9 protein-coding genes, 1 tRNA gene and 1 pseudogene are annotated in these 16,638 nt (G+C 35.2%); 1 reads left to right on the forward strand and 10 read right to left on the reverse strand.

Features of this window, described 5'->3' with window-relative positions:
- Nucleotides 1–35: 35 nt before the first annotated feature.
- The 7 genes and pseudogenes from ETSB_RS04845 to ETSB_RS08880 all read right to left on the reverse strand — a co-directional run bounded on the left by ETSB_RS04845 (nt 36) and on the right by ETSB_RS08880 (nt 9,587).
- Nucleotides 36–367, reverse strand: a pseudogene (locus ETSB_RS04845) (transcriptional repressor).
- 1,609 nt (nt 368–1,976) lie between these two features.
- Nucleotides 1,977–2,050, reverse strand: a tRNA-Met gene (locus ETSB_RS04850).
- 118 nt (nt 2,051–2,168) lie between these two features.
- Nucleotides 2,169–4,385, reverse strand: a complete 2,217-nt coding sequence (locus tag ETSB_RS04855) for a peptidoglycan DD-metalloendopeptidase family protein (protein WP_408643884.1) — start codon at nt 4,383–4,385, stop codon at nt 2,169–2,171.
- A gap of 469 nt (nt 4,386–4,854) precedes the next feature.
- The gene (gene trmL / locus ETSB_RS04860; protein WP_044106645.1) at nt 4,855–5,313 is read right to left on the reverse strand and encodes a tRNA (uridine(34)/cytosine(34)/5-carboxymethylaminomethyluridine(34)-2'-O)-methyltransferase TrmL; all 459 of its coding nucleotides are present in this window, start codon (nt 5,311–5,313) and stop codon (nt 4,855–4,857) included.
- A gap of 109 nt (nt 5,314–5,422) precedes the next feature.
- Complete coding sequence (gshA, locus tag ETSB_RS04865; RefSeq protein ID WP_084220196.1) at nt 5,423–6,565, reverse strand: glutamate--cysteine ligase; 1,143 nt, start codon at nt 6,563–6,565, stop codon at nt 5,423–5,425.
- 996 nt (nt 6,566–7,561) lie between these two features.
- Nucleotides 7,562–8,710 (reverse strand): glutamate 5-kinase, encoded by a 1,149-nt coding sequence (gene proB / locus ETSB_RS04870; RefSeq protein ID WP_044106646.1) that lies wholly within the window; start codon nt 8,708–8,710, stop codon nt 7,562–7,564.
- A 535-nt stretch (nt 8,711–9,245) separates the two neighbouring features.
- Nucleotides 9,246–9,587 carry a hypothetical protein gene (locus tag ETSB_RS08880; RefSeq protein ID WP_052470631.1) on the reverse strand — a complete coding sequence of 114 codons (342 nt, stop codon included), beginning with the start codon at nt 9,585–9,587 and terminating at the stop codon, nt 9,246–9,248.
- 558 nt (nt 9,588–10,145) lie between these two features.
- Here ETSB_RS08880 and alr point away from each other — a divergent pair.
- Entirely contained in the window at nt 10,146–11,336 is a 1,191-nt protein-coding gene (gene alr / locus ETSB_RS04880) for an alanine racemase (protein ID WP_044106647.1), read from the forward strand.
- Nucleotides 11,337–12,647: 1,311 nt separating this feature from the next.
- Here the strand turns inward: alr and ETSB_RS04885 are convergent.
- The 3 genes from ETSB_RS04885 to hemW all read right to left on the reverse strand — a co-directional run bounded on the left by ETSB_RS04885 (nt 12,648) and on the right by hemW (nt 16,584).
- The gene (locus tag ETSB_RS04885; protein ID WP_044106648.1) at nt 12,648–13,889 is read right to left on the reverse strand and encodes a BaiN/RdsA family NAD(P)/FAD-dependent oxidoreductase; all 1,242 of its coding nucleotides are present in this window, start codon (nt 13,887–13,889) and stop codon (nt 12,648–12,650) included.
- A gap of 789 nt (nt 13,890–14,678) precedes the next feature.
- Nucleotides 14,679–15,161, reverse strand: coding sequence for a flavin reductase family protein (locus ETSB_RS04890; RefSeq protein WP_044106649.1), 483 nt, complete (start codon nt 15,159–15,161; stop codon nt 14,679–14,681).
- A gap of 178 nt (nt 15,162–15,339) precedes the next feature.
- The gene (gene hemW / locus ETSB_RS04895) at nt 15,340–16,584 is read right to left on the reverse strand and encodes a radical SAM family heme chaperone HemW (RefSeq protein WP_044106650.1); all 1,245 of its coding nucleotides are present in this window, start codon (nt 16,582–16,584) and stop codon (nt 15,340–15,342) included.
- Between the last annotated feature and the right edge of the window lie 54 nt (nt 16,585–16,638).

Here is a 16,638-nt window from a genome sequence, read left to right on the forward strand (position 1 = left end):
TGATAACACTATCTTTAGTTTAGTCCAGGTTTGTCTTATTGCTTATAACCAAAAAAGTCGATTCGATAGTCAGTTATTTTTCCCCCTGTTTGCTGTTCCACTTGTTCAAGTAATTCCGAGGGTAATTTCAGATAAATGTCCATAATTTGTTTTGTTATGTATCCAGACAGTTAACATGACTGTGAGAGTCGCTGATATGACCGTACAGCCTGCCGTAAGATTGTTCAATACATTCAACTTGGTTTGAAAGAGCCTCTAGGTTTTGATCTACTGAAGCATAGCTAATCTCTTTGCCCTCTTGGGAGAGATACTTGTAAATTTCCCTAGCGGACAATTGTCCCTTAGCTTTCCAAAGTAACTCTAGGATGAAGCGACGTTAACGGCTAATCCGTGTTCCCAGTGTCTGACAAAGGTCAAGGATATCTTCAAGTGATCGGAGTGAGTAGTTGGCTTTGTCTTTTTTGTTTATTCATAACTATGCTGATTACTCCTAATAGATTATAAATTCATTACCCGTTTAGCTTAGATTAATTTTTTACTTCTAAGAAGAATGCTCAAGTTTTTCTAGTTCTGTTGATGTAAGAAGTTTCTGTTGTTAAGTTATATGTAGTCCTTTATTTATACTAATTGCAGCTAAACTTTCTGGATTATTGTACTGAGAATTAATTGCTTAATTCAGGAAACAAATGGTTAATATTTATTGTTTAAAGTAAGCTTTAGCGTCTCCGAACTCAAACTCTTTTAAGTGCCATACTGAAACTACAGTTAATTCAAAATTATAGGTTATTATTTACTATAAAATCCTACTCAAGTAAATGAATTATCTCAAGTGCAATGATATCAATATTTTCAAATTAATAACGATATCTTAGATAACTTATAACAGGGTTTTTAGGACAGTTTAATTCAATAGTTTATTGGATTATGACCGCGCAAGTGAAAAAAAAATTGATTAATTTATTAACAAAGCAGAACTCAGTTTAATAAACCTATAGGAAAATAGAATCAAGTTAAAGCTCGTAGAATTTCCTAAAGTATATTTATTTTAAAATAAATGTGATTCAGTTAAGCCAGTTCATCCCCAAAATATAAGTCAAAACAATATAAAGTAAACTATCATTAAGCAATGATAGAGATATAAAAAAATTAGTTTGATAACGTTTATTTATAGCTACCTGTTTATTTCTGTTTACAAACTCAATTTTTTATAAAAAGTTTTGAAAATCTTAGAAGCCTTACAAAACTTTAAGCTTTTATTTATTAAAACGTTTTTACAGTTAATCTAAAAGAGCCATAGTGTTTATATTGGAAGAATCTCTAAATATTTTTCCAAGTTCTTTGTAGATTGTTTTAAAAATATTTATTGAATTTTTTTAACAATTAAACCAAGGAGAACAATAGCATTTTAAAGCTGATTCAAACGTAGTTTATCCTTTTTGACTAAAAATTATAACTTATCTATTAAACTATCTAAATCGATTGGGGTAAAACTTATTGATTTTAACCATATAACTATTTTCTTTATTAAGAGTACAAAACATTGCTAACAAGGAGTTTTTATGTCGGCTAAAGTCATAATTTTAATCTCCTAATTATAATGTCCCCAAAATTAAGTACAGAGACACAACTGTTTTTGTATTTTATTACAGTTTATAGTAATGGATTTGTCTCGAATAGTGTAGGTCCGAGTGTCACTGACTACAAACATACAATTGATAACTTTAACAAACTTAGAACGGCAAAAACATTCTTAACCCTAAGATAGCTTGATTTGACAATAACAAAAACCCTCTAGGATAAAAACTAAAATAATTGCCAAATAATGCTTTCAAGACATTAGTATTAATAATTTTACATAACTGGTTAAGTAGAACCAGAGCAATTGTGACTCTCTAATTATTTGAAAAAATACGAAGAGAAGTTCTCACTAAGTAGCTTCTATCAAAATCAACTATTAAACTTTTAACTTAATCAAATGGCTCAAGGCAGATTTGAACTGCCGACCTTGGGCTTATGAGTCCCCTGCTCTAACCTACTGAGCTACTGAGCCGTACTCTTTTTATCTCGGTTAGCATAACACAAAATAACGAGATTAACCAAGGTAAATAAAAAATCAGAGGAAGTCTAACCTTCCCCTGATAAGGGATTGAACTGGGAAAATTTATTGATTACTTTCTTTTCTTGGGTAACAAGGCTACAGGATTAACCGCTCCTGTGCCACTCGGATGAACTTCAAAATGAAGATGAGGACCAGTACTGTATCCCGTACTCCCCATTTCAGCAATTTGCTGCCCTTGCTCTACCTTTTGTCCACGACGAACCAACAAACGGTTATTATGAGCATAGAGAGTAATACTGCCGTCAGGGTGACGAACTTTAACTAATTTTCCGTAGCCTCCCGAATTCCATCCGGCTGTAATCACCTCACCAGGGGCTGCGGCAATGATAGGAGTACCAATGGGAGCCGCAATATCAATTCCTCTATGCATTCTGCCCCAGCGTCGTCCATAGCCAGAAGTCAACACCCCTTTACTTGGCCAAATATAGCCAGTAAACTGCATAGGGGCATTAGGAAGATAATTATCAGGAACGGATAAAGGTGGTAATTCAGGTCCGACATTCGTCCCCACAGGGATACGAAAAGCGTCATTATATTGTTCTGCATCGTTAGGAGCAGCCCCCATTAACCGGGAACGGAATTTAGGTAGCTGTTGGGCAACTTCTTCTTTAGAAGAAGGGTAATTACGGCGATCACTGGCCCACTCAGGATTTAAAGTTTGTCCTAGCACAGGAGTTTTGGATTTTTTTTGATTATCAAGCTCTGTTTTAATTCTGCCAGATCCAGTCTCAACTCCATATTCCTGTTCAAGGTTAGCAATATCTGTTTTGAGTTGTTTAGTATAGGAATCTGGACTAGGATTAACAGTTGTCTCGAAATGCTCGAGATCTTCATTTCTAGACGACTGTTTCTCCCATCGATTAATCTCAGCCGGAGAAGCTGATGATGGCACACTCACAGAAACTGGAAGAGGAGAATTAGAAAATCGACTAGGAGATGATGCTACTAAATTTCGAGATTGAGAAATATGAGGTCGATTTTTATATTGTGCCTTTGTTGCAGATTCAGGAAGAACCAAACTCTGATGAACCTTTATTAAATTTGGATTAGTAATGCTATTAGCTCGAATTAACTCTGAAAGGGTTAAGCCATGATAACGAGCAATACTATTAAGAGTGTCTCCAGGTTGAACACGATAGGATTGTTTAGGTTGAACTAATTTTACTCCTGGTTTAGAAACAATCCGAGCTTGCTCAGTTGAGGTTGATTCTACAGAGATCCCAATTTGAGATGGTTCAAAAGTTGATTTGCTAAGGGGTGAAGAATAAAAAGAAAAGACGGCGATTGAGGCTAGATCGTTTTCAGGTGTAGAAACTGGAATCGGAATAGGTTCATTAAATTGAGGAATTTCTGCTTGTTCCATCTGAGACAAGGGAACTGAAGGAAGTTTCGTCAAAGAGGATAACGTTGAGGGGGAATTTTCACCAGTTTTTTCTGCTGTGGAAGTGGAAGAAACATTCTTACTCGAAAAACTAGAAGATAGAGAACCGGCAGTATCTACAAGCATGGTTAGATTCGAAGCCGAAACTGACTCAGGGGAGGTAATCACTTGAATCGTCGTTTCTCTGACGGACCCATTCTCTTGAAATTGACTGCTAATAGGTCTTAAGGGTTGACTCACATCAGAGACATTGGCTAGCAAGGAACTGATATTAGACTTTAGGTTAGACTTCTCCGTTTTTAATTCAGCCAGACTATCTTGTAAACGTTTACGAGTTTCTCTAAGGTGATCGAGAGAAGTATTTACGGGGTTGGGGGGTAATTCTTGGGACTTGGAGAGTATTGTTCCAAGTTGACGTGGTGGAGCCTGAAGCTTAAATTCTTCTAGGGAAGGGATTTTTAAAATTTGCCCAGAAACTAAGTCGGCTTCGACAGAGAGTTTATTGAGGTTAGCGAGCGCAGCTGCTTCCACTTGATACTCTTGGGCTAGTTGCTTGATAGATTCTCCGAGCTTAACTTTGTGCTTAAGATTTAGAGGAGCTAATTGACTTTTAGAGGAGCTAGTGGCGTTATTTGAGCTCAACGAGGCTGATAGATTTGAAAGAGTAGCAGTAGCAGTTAATGAGTTAGCTGCTACTGCTGCTTTATTTTGAGTCAGTAACAATCCTGTAGCTCCCATAGAAATAGCTAGTCCAATCATGGCCGTAGAGCGACGTACTTGACCACAATTGTTATTGGGAGTGGGAGTCAAACTGCTTAATGGAAGCTCGGCTAGAGGGATAACTGATGTATTGTGATAGTCAGCAAGGCACGAAGATATCGGCATTGCTTTGCGTGTAAATGTATTTTTCAAAAAAACCTCCTAATGTTTAGGAACGAGCCATTATTAAAAATCTATATATCCGGTCGAGTTTCAGAAACAGAATAGATACTTGATTTTACAGGGGAACATCTTAATAGAGATATATTAATAAGTCAATATACTCAGATATCATTTTATTGATGAAACATTAAAATCAACTTATTTTCTTTGCTGATTTATTTTAGATAAGTATAGTCTGATTCTGATTCCAATGAGGGACTTCTTACATCTAATCTTTCTGTCTGATGCAAGTTTGTAGACGATAGTAGTTGATTGAAGGTTTCGTGGTGAAGTAGTATGGTCTAACGATTAAAAGTTCTAGTTTAGGGTGTTCTGAGTCGATGAAAACAACACAGTCAATTTCTTAATTCCATAAAATTTACATTCCTGTAATTTTCAGAGAATAGATGTGGATTGCTTATTGATCACTTACTTAAACCATCTTTAATTGTCGTCGTGCTTCAAATAGACCAATAGTGACGCTCACTGACAAGTTTAAACTACGCACTTGAGAGTTACTCATCGGAATATATAGGGTTTCTTGGCAATTAGCTAGAAGAGATTGGGGTAGTCCTTCGGTTTCGCTCCCAAATAAGAGCCAATCACTATCTTGAAATATCCATTCAAGATAAGAACGACGACCCCGAACGCTAAAGCCAAGTAAATGCCCCCCCTGTTGTTTATGACAATCCAAAAAATCTTCTAAACTGTTGTGGTAGTTAAGATTGACATAGGGCCAGTAATCTAAACCCGCCCTTTTTAAATAACGATTACTTAACTCAAATCCTAATGGAGCGACTAAATGTAATTCTGTGTGTGTAGCTGCACAAGTTCTGGCAATATTACCAGTATTTGGTGGAATTTGCGGGTTGAATAAAATAATTCTGGGCATATAAATCTATAGTTTTTATTTAATTTAAATCAATATTTAATTTTGAATCACAAAAAGCATCAGTTTGAATAAACTCAATATATATGTACATAAATAATTACAACTTATTTTAGGCAACCAGCAAAGATTGACATAACTTATCTTCTAACTCTTCTTCGAGTTTGGCAACAGCTTCGATTTCTTGAGCCAAAATCAAGGAAATGGGACAACCAAACTGATATTTCCTGATCCATTGTTGTGCTAAATTACCATCGCGCAAAATTCTTTTTATGGGGTTAAGAAAGCAACTAAAGCCTTTCTGTTTGGCCGTTGGTAATATCTCTTGATACAATTCTTGAATCCAACTTTTTGCGTCTATCCTACGTCCATCTCGCCAGTGGATTAGTTGGGCAGTTAGGCTGTCTTTGGCGACTACCTTTTCATTATGAGCAGTAATAGTCAATAATTCGTCCGGGGATAATTGGCTATGAATTAGGGGATCAAGACTAGGATCATCAATAAGTTGAATTAAACGAGCCTCTAACAACGCCACAACTGATAATAAAGCGATAGGTTCAACTATCAGGTCACAAATTCTCAATTCCAAGCGATTAAGATTATAAGGCCGATTATCTCCATTAGGACGCACTGATGTCCAAAGATGGCGTACATTCTGCATGGTTTGGCGAGTTAACTGTTCTTCTGTCCAACAAACAAAGTGACCGTGACTTTTAAACAGAGGGACATGCTCAGGAGTGTGGGGAAACAAATGCCAACGGGTAGAATGATAGCCAGTGATCTGCCCATCAAGGAAAGGGGACGATGCACTTAATGCCAAATAAAGAGGAGCTTCTAAGCGAATGAGGCGACAAGCTCGAATTAAAGTTTCCGGATCATTAATTCCAATATTAATATGAATACTAGCAGTCACAACTCTCGTGCCATAGGTTTTCTCAATATAACTATGGTAAAGATTATGGAGATCGGACCGATAGAAGCGATCACTGTTTCCTAATGAAAGGGTACTTCCCGGAATCAAGGTAAAATTGCCAATGCGTTGTAGATATTTCCTTAGGTTGTGTCGGGGTAGAATGGTAGCACACAATAGACGATCATAGGAGGACAAGGGGACTGTGGTGTATTCTACGTTGCGTGAATCAGGTTCTAGAACAAATCCTTCTAAGTCTTTAACAATACGCTCGGACAATCCCACAATTTGCCCGTCGGATGTCCCTGTGTACATTTCAATTTCGAGCCCTTTGGATAATAGCACGATGATTCCTCTGCGTTAGCTGGCTAATTTTCCTAGTCATGTGTCACTTATATCTCATTATCGATGGACAAGGATGATTTACTCAACAAAAATATTTTGGCATTTTCTGGTGATCAACTCCTTATAAACCGTTTGGAGAATTTTTATCCTAAATTAAATCAAAGAGATAAATCAATTTAAATGATTTATATGAGCTTATATAGGAAAAAAACCATATTATCCCTAGTATTAGAGTTAATTTTAGCTTAAATACTTTTTTAAAATTAATTCTCGTTGTGTGGAGGTATTTTTGTCTTAAGCTTTTCAGCTAGACATCTCTTTTATCAAAGAAAAGAAACTTTTGAAGATAATTCTTGGCAGGGACAATGGGCATTTGACGGAGAAATTTTATGGGCTGCAGAAAAAAGTCGATGTAATCTCCAAAAAAACCTAATAATGAAGTCCTAATTAAGTGAGAACTTACAACTTCATTATCGAAAGGGGCATTGAGTTCAATTCAAATCAAATGCCCTAAAATAAAATTATGATCAACTTAAAAAGATAAATCCAAAAACTCTATGTTATACCGAGTGTAATACTCTAATTTATCTTTTTAAGTTGATTGATAGATTAAATTACAAGTAAGCTTTAAATTTAGCTACGTTTCTTGATAATTGTCTTCAACCTCTCTAGGAGGGACACATTAGACTCAGGGAAGTATGACTAGAGAATTTATGTCCAACATCTATTGAAATTAATCACCAAGGCAATACCTACACCATTGAAGTTGCTGAGAATCGAAAAATTTTCGATGTAGCTCAAGGTGAGGGGATGGGGCTTCCGAACTTCAAGGAGAAGGATACGTCCTTTTGTGTGTTTCCTGTCCGCATTCTAATCTCAAAATTGAACCTAAAAAGGAAGATAAGGTTTATAGTCGTCAGATTTCCCAATCTGAAGTCACTCCTTTGGGTACATTAAACTCCGCTGAGCAATGCCCACCCCATAGGTTTTTAAATTTCAAGATTGAGGAATGATATTAGGCTTCCAAAATTTATAACTCTCTTGGACAACTAAATTGTCTCGATGCACCATGGTTTGTGGCCCTTCATAACCCAAAATTTTAGCAATTTTATCAGAGTGATGCCCTTTAATTTTTGTGACTTCCAAACTGCTGTAATTAACAATTCCCCTGGCTAGTTCTTGTCCTTGTTTATCGCATAATTGAATTGCATCAAATGCTTCAAATTGTCCCTCAACTTTAATAATACCCGCCGCTAACAAGGACTTTCCTTGGTGACAAATAGCTTCAATTGCCCCTTGATCGAGATAAAGTTGTCCACTAGGAACCAACCCGTAAGCAATCCAACGTTTACGAGCGTTTTCACTACGCGGTTGGGGTTCAAATTGAGTTCCAATTGCCTTCCCTCGTAAAATTTTGAGCAAGTTACCTGGTTTTTGTCCATGAGTAATCACGGTTCTCACCCCTGCACTAGTAGCCAGTCGTACAGCTGTTAGTTTGGTTTCCATTCCTCCTGTTCCCCATTGAGACCCTTTATTCCCTGCATTGACCTTTAATTGATCAATTTTTTCAGCATTGACCAGAGTAATGGGTTGAGCATCCTGAACTAGTCGAGGATCGGCCGAATAAAGTCGATCAACATCTGTTAGTAAAAATAACCAATCGGCATGAATCACACTAGCTACAAGAGCTGATAGGGTATCATTATCACCAAATTTTAACTCTTCAGTAGCCACTGTATCATTTTCGTTAACAATAGGGATGACTCCCAACTCGAATAGTGCTCGAAAAGTGTTAGAGACATTGACATAACAGCTACGTTCTATTAGTTCCCGTCGTGTCAGCAAAACTTGAGCAATAGGCTGTCCGATAGTAGTAAATAGGTCATCATAGACGCGGATGAGACGACCTTGACCAACAGCAGCGATCGCCTGTTTAAAAGCTATTTTTTTTGGGCGTTCTTTCAAATTCAGACAACCGCATCCTACCCCTACAGCCCCAGAAGAGACTAATACCACCCGATAGCCCAATTGTTGCAACTGAGTTAAGGTTTCTACTAAAGTAGCAATGGTGGACAAGGCTAATTGTCCACTTGCGGATTGAGTTAAACTCGATGTCCCAATTTTAACAACCAGAGTTTGTGTCATTGATTAATAAATGGTTGAGGGTTAATCCTGCCTTTGGCATAGTCTCGCCGTCAAGCTACGTTGTGACTAGACATTCTTAAATTCACATTTAAGGATTTCTGCTTCTTAGATTTTTGACAAGGCAAAGCCTTGTCGGACTGTCTTCAAGTAAGGCATTTCCTAATATGCTATGTCCTTGTCTAGATCCTTATCTACACCACGCTAATAATTCGAGCTGCGGCCACATGTTTGTCTCTATGTGTTCGAAACTTAAATATCCGGGACAATATATGTTTTCTAACATCAAAAGTTTTCTTGCCAGTATGAAACCCATAATTGATGTGTATTTGTGAGGTAAGATTTTTGTCAATTTCAACCATAAAAACATCTCGTTTCCATGCCACTAACTTGAGGATGCTTCGGCTTATTCGAAACCATTCTCAAGACAGTCTTTAGAAAATATCCGTTTACCCCATGAGCGAAAATCAATATTCTCAAAGGGCTTGAGAAATAGGGATTGAGCTTGATTACAGAGGTGGGGAACTAACTTAAAATGTCAATCTTTGCGAGGATTGGAAATACGCCGATACAATCTAGCTATCTTTTGATTTAACTTGTAACGATTATTAGACCCTTTTTGTTTATTCTTTAATTTAAGTTTCAGCCATTTTATATTTTGGTTTAGAAAATATGGTATGTACGCAATTTCACTATCACTGATTTCACAGAATTGATCCAAGCTTGAAGCAATTTCTAATAATTGCCTTGATAACATCATAAGGTACTCAGACGTTCCCCGTACAATGCGAGCTTGTCTTAATTCAAATCCATCTTGTATGTTTCTAAACTTTACCCATACTAATTGAGGTAACTTAAGGGGATTCTCATAGAAACGCATTCTATAATTTATGTTTGGAACAAGGAAGGTACAACTTTCTGGACTACATATCGACAAAAGTCTCGTTTAAAACTTTTCATACTTGTTTGAGAACTTGAGCACTACCTGTATTAAGAATCTTGTTAGGTTTTGTTAGCCTCTGAGATTGTTTATAATAATCAGGATAGGGAACTTCAGAAAGGAAGATGTCCTCTTCTTGTTAATTATTAAGAACAAATCTTGAAAGATAATTTACTAGATATTAGCCAATTTTTACGCCTGCTAAAAGTATAATTACAGACCAAAAGACAAACACTTAATGTATAGTCAATGACTTTAATTTACTGCCTCTCTGGTATTGGTTTATACGTTAAGGCTAGCATTGGTTTAGTCTTTTATAATGTCTCTGTTAGTCTAGATTAATCTAAATAAACTTTCAAGTTGTGTAAAAATCTTTTAAGATAGATTCCTTGACTTTTCAGAAACTTTTGTTAGATTAGGCATATTTCTAATTCTATCAAGAGCTTCAAGGAAGAGCTCAATGGATTTAAGAGTTGAGTGTGTTTGGAGTGAGAGTTGATGTTGAGTAAAGAGTCAGCGTATGAGATTGCTAAAAGAAATCGCCACGATTATCATCTATCAGAAATTATCCGTCAACGGGCTTGGATAGAAATTCATGCAGAAGCCTTAATTCATAATGTTAAGGAAATCAAAAGATTGTTATTACCAAAAACATCATTAATGGCTGTGGTTAAGGCTGATGCTTATGGTCACGGTGCTATTAAAGTCGCCCAGATAGCCTTACAAGCGGGGGCTAATAGTTTAGCGACGGCTACCCTAACAGAAGGAATTGAACTTCGAGAAGCAGGAATTACAGCCCCGATCTTGATTCTAGGAGCAATTAATACCCCTAAAGAAATTGCGGTGATCGCTCGCTGGCAATTACAACCTACTCTGTGTAACCCCCAGCAAGCTTTAGTTTTTTCTGATACTCTCAGTCAACTGGAAGAGTCCTTACCTGTTCATCTTAAACTTGACACAGGAATGTCTCGTCTAGGGACACCTTGGCATCAAGCAAGAGAATTTGTAGGGTTAGTAAGTGGGTTGCCTTATCTTAAAATTGCTAGTTTATATTCCCATCTCGCTACGGCGGATAATCCTGATACCGAAGTGATGCAAAAACAGCACCAACGGTTTGAGAAGGTAATCTCTCAATTGAAAACCCATTTATTTAAATTACCCCCGCTACATTTAGCTAATTCAGCAGCAACTTTAATTAACCCGAATTTACACTACGATTTAGTTAGGGTTGGATTAGCTTTGTATGGATTATATCCTGCTCCTCATTTGCGTTTGATCACCACCTTAAAACCTGTACTACAAGTTAAAGCTAAAATAACTCAGGTTAAAACAATTCCCCCAGGAACAGGGGTTAGTTATGGGTATCAATTTGTCAGCGATCGTCCAATGAGTATTGCTGTCGTTGGTATTGGTTATGCAGACGGAGTTCCCCGTAACCTTTCCAACAGGTTAGAAGTTTTGATTCGAGGTAAACGAGTACGCCAAATTGGGGCAATTACCATGGATCAGTTAATGTTAGATGTTAGTTCTATCACAGATATTCAAGTCGGAGAAATAGTCACTTTAATTGGCAAAGATAGAACAGAAGAAATTACAGCAGATGATTGGGCAAACGCTTTAGGAACTATTTCCTGGGAAATTCTTTGTGGGTTTAAATATCGACTTCCGCGAATTCTGATAGATTCATAAGTCAACTGCCCTCAAGTTTTGGTTTATTAGCAACAGTCTAATATGCTTTAGAGATGTACCCTATAAAAGGTCTCTCAGGCTCAATCCAATGAATCAATTATCCATTGGATTGAGCCTGAGAGTTTAACAAAGTAAAATTAAGAGTTGAGATTTTTTTTAACACTTGTTATTTTCAGTGTATAAAATGGGTTTCCCCAGGATTGGGGAATCTATGTGGACTATGAATAAACTGTGGTTTTCTCGTAATTCAAAGATGCTTAGAACCTAAAGTGACTTCATTAGTTCAACTAATTACAGTGGTCAATGCGGACTTAACATTGATATGGCGAATTCCCTCACTCTAATATCATGACAACAACTATTGATGGATCTGTTAGCGTCTGTCACATTCTTTACATTTTATTTGGAGCAGTTTTTTGTTAAGTAACATAGTCTGGTCAAGAACATTGCCAATAATTTATTAAGGGTAATTACAATTCTCGGTAGATTGCCGTATTCAAGTAGCTATTAATGCTTGATATTTTGGTTGTTTTCTTGAAAGGGCGGGAGGATTTAAGTACATGCGAATTTATACGTTATTTTCTACTAGTGGCGTTAGAGGATACTCTCTTATTTTTGTATAGTCGGAATTCCTCTATAGTTGCAAGTCACTACAGAATTATGATTCAATAATTTATCCATTCATTGTCAATATTTGAAAGTTTAGGGCAACTTTAGCTAATTTTTGATGATTATTTACAGTATTTTGTTCTACAAATAGCAATTACTCATGGTTTATCAGAAAATATAATGTTGTTAATTATAGTGATGAGTTTTGCTAGATTTTTCGTACAAAATTTGTGTTGACATATTTGTAATCAATAATAGTTGTGACGTTTGTGTATAATGCTATGATAATTTTGTGGTTAACTATACTTTTATTTAGGCTGTAAAAATGTTGATTTTAGACTGCTAATATTATCATATTTTTTTTATTTCATCTTTATTTCAATTTAGGCTTTAACAAAAACACAGAATAGCCAAAAACTTGATGGTTACTTTTTAAGTCGGACATCATCTTTAGGTAGTATGTGTTATTAATAATATGGTGTCTATACTACGCTGTTATTTGCTCGCCATAAAGAGAATAGTTGGTAACTCAAGAAAATATATTGATATCGATGTTTTCTATTACACAAGAAGCTACAATTAACACATTATCTATTTAAGCTCATTGTTGCTTAAGTTCAAGAAAAAAAGTTACATTAAAATACTCTTTTATTTTCGCCGGGTTTTTAAAAAATAATCGATCATAGATTGTTATTTATATCATCATTTATTTCCTATTGCTTTTCCTGCTAACCAACCCGTAGTCCAGGCACTTTGTAAATTAAATCCTCCTGTCACTCCATCAATATCTACAACTTCTCCAGCCAAGTATAAATGAGCGCAAACTTTGCTTTCCATCGTTTTAAAATTAATTTCTTTTAAATTAACGCCTCCACAAGTAACAAATTCTTCTTTAAAAACTCCCTTGTCTATAATTTCATATTGTCCTTGAGTTAGTTCTTTTGCTAACTTGATTATTTCCTTTTGAGATAGTTCTGACCAATGTTTTCTGCAATCGATAGTAGCATGTTCTAGTAGTTTTTGCCACAGTCTTCTGGGTAAATAGAAAGGGGAAAAGCTCGAAATTTGCTTATTTGATTTTTGATGTTGCAATTTAATAACTAACAGTCGTTGTTTGACTTTTTCAAAGTCATCAGGAAATAAAAAATTAATTAGTAGAAACATATTATATTTTTTTTTCTGTAATATTTTTGCTCCAAATGCAGATAATTTAAGAACTCCAAATCCACTAATACCCCAGTGGGTAATCAAAAGCGAGCCTGATTGTTGACATTGCTGTTTTCTTTCTGTTCCTAATAACTTTAATCCTACTTGATCTAGACCGATTCCTTCTAATCCTTGAAAACGAAAATCTTTGACTTTAAAGGTAAATAAAGATGGAAGAGGTGAGATTATTTTATGTCCTAAAGATTTTGCTAACTGATAGCCAATTATATTACTTCCTGTTGCAATTAAAACGCGATTACATTCTAAAATCTTTCCTGTTTTTAACTCCACTTTAAAGTGATCATCTTTTTTTATTAAATTAATAACTTCTGAGTTAATATCAATATTAACTTTCGCTTTCTTAGCTGTTTTGATTAAACAATCAATAATGGTTTCTGAAGTATCAGTAACGGGGAAAACGCGACCGTCAGTTTCCGTTTTTAAAGCCACGCCCTGAGATTCGAACCACTCAATCATATCTTTAGGTTGAAAGCGAGTAAATGCCCCTCGTAATTCCCTACCTCCTCTGGGATAATAAGTAACTAATTGTGCTGGATCGAAACAGTGGTGAGTAACATTACAACGTCCTCCCCCAGAAATACGAACTTTCGTTAATACTTTGGAAGTTGATTCTAGTAAAGTCACGCGACTATGGAGATGAGTTTGGGCGCAAGTGATAGCGGCAAAAAATCCCGCTGCTCCCCCTCCAATTACAATAATCTCTAATGAACTACTCAACGTTAATTCTTTACTCTTTTACTTCATTCTATCAATGGTTTTATTTTGTTAACCTTTGTAATTAACTGATGACCTATCCCTCTTTACCTAAAAATCTTCTATTGATTTAGGGACAAAAGATCATTTAGCTTCACCTACTATAGTTGTTAGATAAAAATTTTAGTCTTGATTGTTGCGGTTGCTATTTCAGATAATCGTTAACCTCATTACATTTTAACTGAGACAGTGAGAATAACAACCGTGTTTTTAAATCTCGTCGAACTGACGTTTAATCATAGCTACTTTTTGTGCGTTGTCTGTAAGAAACACTAACTCCTGATATATCTATTTAGGAGCTGTAGTGACGGGTAACATAAGTAAACTCAATATAAATACGATTCATGGTAACTCCTAATTTATCTTTGATTTCCTAACATAAATCTTTATTTATATATTTAGTTTGTTCTGAAGTGATTTTGGCAATATTTTAAATTTCTCCATAATAAACTGGATAAAAAATTACTCCAAAAGTTATTTTAACATTAGGTTGAAAATCAGTAATTACATAAGTTTCTAGTTTACAAAATGCTTATCCATCTAAAATAAAAAACTTGCTGATAAGCTTTCCACAACAGATAAACTAGTTTCGTAAACAGATGATTTTACCTTAAATAAATAGGATTTTACTCTCTAATACTTTTCAACTACTGATAAGAGCAACAAAAAGAAATCGATGAAATAACAAAAAGAAAAGTAAATAGTCGATAAACTAATTGATTGCTTGCTAATTACTGTTTACTGACAACTGATTTAACCACCATATTGCCAACCCGTACTTTCTAATAATAAAGGGTTTCCTTCACGATAAATTTCTGCACTAATAACCTCCCCAACAAAGACTGTATGATCTCCTTTTTCTACAAAACCCACCACTTGACATTCCACATAACCAAGAGAATCTTTGATGATAGGACATCCGGTTTCATTTCCCTCAACGAATTCTACATCTTCAAGTTTATTTCCAACACGACGTTTAGGTTTAAAAAATTTAGCAGCTAATTCTTTTTGTCCGTCTTCAAGGAAACTCAAGGTAAAAACACCACTTTTTTTAAGTATTTTGTGAGAACCAGAATCATTTCTTACGCAATTAATGACTAAAGGAGGATCAAATGAACTTTGCATTACCCAACTGGCAGTAAATCCATTTAATTCCTCTCCATCCTTGACACCACAGATATAAAGTCCGTGAGGAATTTTGCGCAACATGGTTTTCTTCGCTTGTTCGTCTAACAATGTTTCTTGTCTCCGTAACTTATGAATCTTTGTTCATATGGTACCAAAAATTATGACTAAATTATCACCAAATATACTAAGCTTAACTGTTATACTATTAATAGTTAAATTATAAACAACAACAAAACTCCTAGTTTGTTGATGATAGTTTTATATAAATGATAAAGCTGGGAACTTGTTAGCTCAGGCTATCTTGCAGATTATAAAACAAAGTTGCTAGAATTCTATTAGAAAATAGAAATCCTTCAGGATCAGTTAATTTTAAATTAGTATTTTCTGGTATTGCTTTTATATCCTCTAAAACTATCTTTTTTTTCTGTTCATCAATTAAATTAATTAAATTTTGCTGGTAATAAGTAGACAGACAAGATACTATTCTATGAGTTATTTCTTTACCAAAATCTGCTTTTACTAAAGATAAATTTATACCTTCAGACAACCTTAATTTTAGCATTAAACTTTCCAGTAGAATATCTATATTAGATAATTTAGGACAATCGATAAAACCGCCTGATTGTGATAACTGATTTACCCACGAATAATAATATTTTCGGGTACGAGGACGAGTAAAGCGTTGTTGGTTTGTATAGCTGGCTGCTCCCATTCCAAAGCCATAGTAAGGCTGATTTTCCCAATAAACGCGGTTATGACGACACTGGTAGCCTAGTTTAGCATAATTAGAAATTTCATAATGTTGATATCCTGCTTCAGTCAATAATTGTTGACCAAGACGGTACATTGTTGCGGTTGTCTCATCAGTAGGTAATGGACTTTTTCCGGTTTGATATCGTTTCTTAAAAACTGTAACAGGTTCAAGAACTAAATCATAACAAGATAAATGGGATGGGTTAATTCTTATCGCAGTTTCTAAAGAAATTTGCCAGTCTTCTAACGTTTGGTGAGGCAACCCTGATATTATATCAATACTAAAATTTGTAAAGTTAACTTTATTAATCCAATCTATAGCTCTAAAAATATCATCAACCCGATGAGTTCTTCCGCAAATTTCTAACAAATTATCTTGAAACCCTTGACAACCTAAACTAATTCTATTGATCCCTACAATTTGATAATTTTGTAATTGTTTAAGACTAAAAGTTCCAGGATCTGCCTCTAAAGAAATTTCTGCATCAGGAATAATACCTAAATGTTTATCTAAAGTTATTAAAATCTTTTCTAGATGAAATGGAGATAATAAAGATGGAGTTCCTCCTCCAAAAAAAATAGTTTTTAAGAGACTATTTTGAGATGGAGTAGCGGTAATCTCTCGACATAATACTTCCACGTATTCGGAAATAGAAGAAGATTTTTCAATATTTATTTTATTTCCTAACACCGATATCGGAAAATCACAATAATAGCAACGACGACGACAAAAAGGGATATGTATATAAGCTGCCTCAGGAAGATTACTTAATTTCATGTATTTCACAATATAAAGGAATTTTATGAAAAAAATTAAAAACTTATTGATAAT

Origin of the sequence: cyanobacterium endosymbiont of Epithemia turgida isolate EtSB Lake Yunoko (assembly GCF_000829235.1) — a bacterium.
Lineage (GTDB): Bacteria > Cyanobacteriota > Cyanobacteriia > Cyanobacteriales > Microcystaceae > Rippkaea.

Excerpts from the sequence above, each read along its gene's own strand:
- alr (WP_044106647.1), top strand. The coding sequence starts at position 10,146 with ATGTTGAGTAAAGAGTCAGCGTATGAGATTGCTAAAAGAAATCGCCAC.
- ETSB_RS08880 (WP_052470631.1), bottom strand. The coding sequence starts at position 9,587 with ATGCGTTTCTATGAGAATCCCCTTAAGTTACCTCAATTAGTATGGGTA.
- hemW (WP_044106650.1), bottom strand. The coding sequence starts at position 16,584 with ATGAAATTAAGTAATCTTCCTGAGGCAGCTTATATACATATCCCTTTT.
- trmL (WP_044106645.1), bottom strand. The coding sequence starts at position 5,313 with ATGCCCAGAATTATTTTATTCAACCCGCAAATTCCACCAAATACTGGT.
- proB (WP_044106646.1), bottom strand. The coding sequence starts at position 8,710 with ATGACACAAACTCTGGTTGTTAAAATTGGGACATCGAGTTTAACTCAA.
- ETSB_RS04855 (WP_408643884.1), bottom strand. The coding sequence starts at position 4,385 with ATGCCGATATCTTCGTGCCTTGCTGACTATCACAATACATCAGTTATC.